The sequence below is a fragment of the Variovorax sp. P1_H12_2 genome, assembly GCF_056405335.1.
The window spans coordinates 1-4,936 of record NZ_JBFUCI010000453.1; the positions used below are offsets into that span (position 1 = coordinate 1).

Sequence of the window (4,936 nt, forward strand, 5' to 3'; positions counted from 1 at the left end):
AAAGGGATGTGGTTGCGGTTCAGGTCGATGTTGTCCTCGTTGGTGCGGTGCAGGTGCGAGAAGCCGTGCGGGTTGACCGCGTGCACCAGCAGCAGCGCGATACCGCCCTGTGCAAGCCGCGCCAGCAGGTCGGCATCGTGGAGCGTCGCGACCTGGCAGCCCGAGCCGCAGAAGCCTTCGGGGCCGTGCGTGCCGGAGCTGACGATCAGCAGCCTGGCGGCGCCCGGCGCGCCGACCCGCGCCACGTCGGTGGCCAGCGTCTCGCCGAGCGCGCCGCGATGCGCTTCGAGCACGAAGGATTCGACCGCCGCGCCGCGTTCGGCGGCGGCGTCGAGGAACTTGCGCCGGGCCTCGGCGTAGGTGCCCGAGAAATGGCGGGTGGCTGCGGAGCTGTGCATCGTGGTCCTCGAGAAATCGTTGCCGTTCAGGCGTAGCGCTTGAGCATCGTCTCGGTGCTGCTCTTGCGGTCGGCGTTGACCGCAACGACATGCGGCCGCTGGTTCATGCGCTTCAGGTAGCCGCGTGCGGCCGGCAACGCCTCGTCCAGCAGGTCGCGGCCGTAGATGATCTTGGTCGCGCCGGCGACCAGCGGCAGGTGGGTGATCGCGGCGCAATCGGCCAGCGTGAACTGGTCGCCGGCGATGAACGGCGCGTCGAAGCGCGCAAGCTTGCCGAAAGCCGCGATGTTCTTTTCTAGCTGCTTGCCGATCTTCTCTTTGAGGCCCTCGCTGACCTTGCCGCCGAAGAAGGCTTCGGGGTAGAGGTTGCGCGCCACCAGCTCGAGGTGCAGTTCGAGGTAGAGCGTCAGCTCGCGCACCTTGGCCGCGGCATAGGGGTCGGCCGGCAGCAGCGGGGTTTCGGGGTAGGCCGCCTCGATRTACTCGTTGATCGCGGCAGACTCGCACAGCATGCCCTGGTCGGTGCGCAGGTAGGGCACCTTGCCCAGCGGCGAGGCGGCCAGGTCGGTTTCGCCGATCCACGCCAGTTCCTCGTCGAAGGACACGTTTTTCTCAAGCAGTGCGAGCTTGACCTTGTTGTAGTAGTTGCTGGCTGCGAAGCCGATCAATGTCAACATGAGTGTCTCCAGTCGTTGGTATGACGCCATTTTGCCGGTCGGCGCTGGCGGAGCGAGCGGCGACGGGTTTTCCGAAAGGCAGCCAGGTGGCCGTCCTGTCGGAGGCGGGGTCGATTTCTGCGGTAACTTCGGAGCCATGTCAAATCCACCCATCGAAATCGAAACCGCCCCGAATCCGACGGCCACCGTCATCGTCATGCACGGCCTGGGCGCCGACGGCAATGACTTCGTGCCCATCGCCAACGAACTCGACCTGGGCCCTGTCGGCCCGGTGCGCTTCGTGTTCCCGAACGCACCCGTGATTCCGGTCACCATCAATGGCGGCTACCGGATGCCCGCCTGGTACGACATCATGGGTCCGGACCTGGCCAAGCGAGAGGACGAGGCGGGCCTGCGCCRATCGCAGGCGTCGATCGAGACACTGATCGCCAACGAGAAGGCGCGCGGCATCCCGGCCGCGCGGATCGTGGTCGCCGGCTTTTCCCAGGGTTGCGCCATGGCCTTCATGACCGGCCTGCGCCATGCAGAAACGCTCGCCGGCATCGTCGGGCTGTCGGGCTACCTGCCGCTGGCCGCGACGACGGCCGCCGAGCGCCATCCGGCGAACCAGAAGACGCCGATCTTCCAGGCCCATGGCCTGCGCGACGGCGTGGTCCAGATCGCGCGCGCCACGCAGAGCCGCGATGCGCTCCAGGCGCTGGGCTACGGCGTCGAATGGCACGACTACCCGATGGAGCACTCGGTCTGCATGGAAGAAATCGCCGACCTCAATAAATTCCTCCTCCGCGTCCTGGCCTGACCTGACCTGACCTGACCTGACCTGATCCCGGCCGGCGCAGCCAGGCCCCTTGGTGAAACACCGCGGAACCGGCTTCGCCGGGCCGCAGGTGTTGCCCCCGGTAGGGGGTGGGCGCCCGGACACGAAGTGCCGGGCAACCTGGGGGCGAGCAACATTTCTTTCGGCATGCTACCTTCCGTCCCCACCAAAGAACGATGGGTGATAACTAAATGAGTAACTTCAAGGAGCGCCTGGACGCGCTCTCGCCCGCGCGGCTCCGGGGGGCGCGGCGCGGGATCGAGAAGGAAAGCCTGCGGGCGCAACCGGATGGCAAGCTGGCCCCGACGCCGCATCCCGCGGCGCTGGGCTCGGCGCTCACGCATCCGCACATCACGACCGATTTCAGCGAGTCGCAGCTCGAACTCATCACTGGCGCCCATGCGGGCGTCGAGGCGGCTCTCGAGGAACTGGTGCGGGTGCACCAGTTCACCTACCGCGTGCTCGGCGAAGCGGGCGACGAACGGCTCTGGGTCTCGAGCATGCCCTGCGGCCTGCCCCCCGACGAAACCATTCCGATCGGGCGCTACGGCTCGTCCAATGTCGGACGCGCCAAGAGCGTCTACCGCATGGGCCTGAGCCACCGCTACGGGCGGCGCATGCAGACCATCTCGGGCATTCACTACAACTGGTCGCTGCCCGACGTGTCGAGCGAGCAGTACTTCGCGCTGATCCGCAACTTCCGCCGCCACGCCTTCCTTCTGCTCTACCTGTTCGGCGCCTCGCCGGCGCTGTGTTCGAGCTTCGTCGATGGCCGGCCGCACGAGCTGCTGCCGCTGGGCGAGGGCAGCATGCACATGCCGCACGGCACCTCGCTGCGCATGGGCCGGCTGGGCTACCAGAGCGAGGCGCAGGCCTCGCTGGCCGTGAGCTACAACAGCCTTGACGGCTATGGCGCCTCGCTGCAGGACGCACTGACCCGGCCCTGGCCGGCCTACGAGGCGATCGGCATCCGCAATCTGGGCGGCGACTACAACCAGCTCGCCACCAGCCTGCTGCAGATCGAGAACGAGTTCTACGGCACCATCCGCCCGAAGCGGGTGATCTACCCCGGCGAGCGCCCGCTGCATGCGCTGCGCGAGCGCGGCGTCGAATACGTCGAGGTGCGGCTGATGGACCTCGACCCCTTCGAGCCGGTCGGCATCAATGCCCAGACCATGCGATTCCTCGACGTCTTCCTGCTGCACTGCCTGCTGACCGACAGCCCGCCCGACACCCACGAGGAGATCGCCGACCTGGCGCACAACCAGCACCTGACGGCCGCGCGCGGGCGCGAACCCGGCCTGCAACTGCGGCGCGCCGGGCGCGACGCCACGCTGACCGATTGGGGTGCCGAGCTGCTGGAGCAGTTCGTGCCGATCGCTGCCGCGCTCGATGCGGCGCACGGCGGCACGCAGCACGCCGAGGCGGTGCGCGCGGCCGAGGCGGCCTTGCGCGATCCGGCCGTGCTGCCGTCGGCGAGGGTGCTCGAGGCGATGAAGGCGCACGATGATTCCTTCGTCGGTTTCGTGCGCGCCCGGTCCGAGCAAACGCGCGAAGCATTGCTCGCGTTGCCGTTCCCGGACGACCTGCGCGCGCAGTTCGAGCGCATGACGCAGACCTCGATCGAGGCGCAGAAGCGCATCGAAGCCAGCGACAGCATGCCGTTCGAGATCTACCGCGAGCAATACGTCTCCCCGGCGCGCCTCGGATTCAAGAACCACTGGGCCRAAACGCCGCCGGCACCGATCAGCCAGCGCGCCGAACTGTGAGCCCACCCCCAGGTTGGCTCACTGCGTGTAGCCGCCCACCCCCTTGCAGGGGGCGCCGCGCAGCGGCCCGGCAAAGCCGGTTCCGCCGCGGCTCCCGAACGGGCGCGCTGCGCACAGCCGAAAACACACACACCCCCTGACGGAGTGGGGCGAGCAACATTTTTTTTGAAAGCGACGAAAGCATGAGCATCGAATTCAAGGGCCGTGTGGCCATCGTCACCGGGGCCGGCGGCGGCCTGGGCCGCCAGCACGCGCTGGCATTGGCGGCGCGTGGCGCCAAGGTCGTGGTCAACGACCTGGGCGGTGCCCGCGACGGCTCCGGCGGCTCGGTCAGCGCCGCCCAGGCGGTGGTCGACGAGATCAAGGCGGCGGGCGGCGAGGCGATCGCCAACGGCGCCTCGGTGACCGACTTCGAGGCAGTGCAGGCCATGGTGGCGCAGGCCGTCGAGACCTGGGGCCGGGTCGACATCCTGGTCAACAACGCCGGCATCCTGCGCGACAAGAGCTTCGCCAAGATGGAGCTGGCCGATTTCCGGCTGGTGATGGACGTCCACCTGATGGGGGCGGTCCATTGCACCAAGGCGGTGTGGCCGCTCATGAACGAGCAGAAGTACGGCCGTATCGTGATGACGACTTCGTCCTCCGGCCTCTACGGCAATTTCGGCCAGAGCAACTACGGCGCCGCCAAGCTGGCGCTCGTGGGCCTGATGCAGACGCTCTCGATCGAGGGCGCGAAGAACGACATCCGGGTCAACTGCCTGGCGCCGACCGCCGCCACCCGCATGACCGAAGACCTGATGCCCGAGGCGGTCCTGGAGGCGCTGAAGCCCGAAGCCGTGGTGCCCGCGATGCTGGTGCTGGCGGCGCAGGACGCACCCAACCGAACCATCCTGTGCGCCGGTGCCGGCACCTTCGAGGCGGCGCACGTCACGCTGACCCAGGGCGCCTGGATCGGCCTGGGCGCCGACGCACCCGAGCAACTCGCGCAGCGGCTGGCCGAAGTGACCGACCGCGCCGGCGAGATCGTGCCGCAGAGCGGCGCGGCGCAAGGCAGCAACGAGGTCGGCAAGGCGATGGCGAACGCGGGCCGGCGCTGAGGGCTGAGGGCTGAGGGCTGAGGGCTGAGGGCTCAGGCCGGCGCCGGGCCGCCCCAAGGCGGCCTGCGGCCCCCTCGGGGGGCAGCGACCACACGCAGTGGGGAGCGTGGGGGCTCAGGCCGGCGCCGGGCCGCCCCAAGGCGGCCTGCGGCCCCCTCGGGGGGCAGCGACCACACGC

The 4,936-nt window shown here is 68.7% G+C and carries 5 protein-coding genes; 3 read left to right on the forward strand and 2 right to left on the reverse strand.

What is annotated here, in order from left to right:
- Both AC1D2K_RS29815 and AC1D2K_RS29820 read right to left on the reverse strand, forming a co-directional pair.
- Positions 1-398, reverse strand: a 398-nt coding sequence (locus AC1D2K_RS29815) for a DUF2817 domain-containing protein (protein ID WP_478093437.1), incomplete at its 3' end; no start/stop codon positions are given.
- A 26-nt stretch (positions 399-424) separates the two neighbouring features.
- Positions 425-1,075 carry a glutathione S-transferase gene (locus AC1D2K_RS29820; protein ID WP_478093439.1) on the reverse strand — a complete coding sequence of 217 codons (651 nt, stop codon included), beginning with the start codon at positions 1,073-1,075 and terminating at the stop codon, positions 425-427.
- Between the two features lie 136 nt (positions 1,076-1,211).
- Here AC1D2K_RS29820 and AC1D2K_RS29825 point away from each other — a divergent pair, with 136 nt between their 5' ends.
- The 3 genes from AC1D2K_RS29825 to AC1D2K_RS29835 all read left to right on the forward strand — a co-directional run bounded on the left by AC1D2K_RS29825 (position 1,212) and on the right by AC1D2K_RS29835 (position 4,758).
- Complete coding sequence (locus tag AC1D2K_RS29825) at positions 1,212-1,874, forward strand: alpha/beta hydrolase (protein WP_478093441.1); 663 nt, start codon at positions 1,212-1,214, stop codon at positions 1,872-1,874.
- 209 nt (positions 1,875-2,083) lie between these two features.
- Positions 2,084-3,661, forward strand: a complete 1,578-nt coding sequence (gene gshA / locus AC1D2K_RS29830) for a glutamate--cysteine ligase (protein ID WP_478093443.1) — start codon at positions 2,084-2,086, stop codon at positions 3,659-3,661.
- Positions 3,662-3,843: 182 nt separating this feature from the next.
- The gene (locus AC1D2K_RS29835) at positions 3,844-4,758 is read left to right on the forward strand and encodes an SDR family NAD(P)-dependent oxidoreductase (protein ID WP_478093445.1); all 915 of its coding nucleotides are present in this window, start codon (positions 3,844-3,846) and stop codon (positions 4,756-4,758) included.
- The last annotated feature ends 178 nt before the right edge of the window (positions 4,759-4,936 follow it).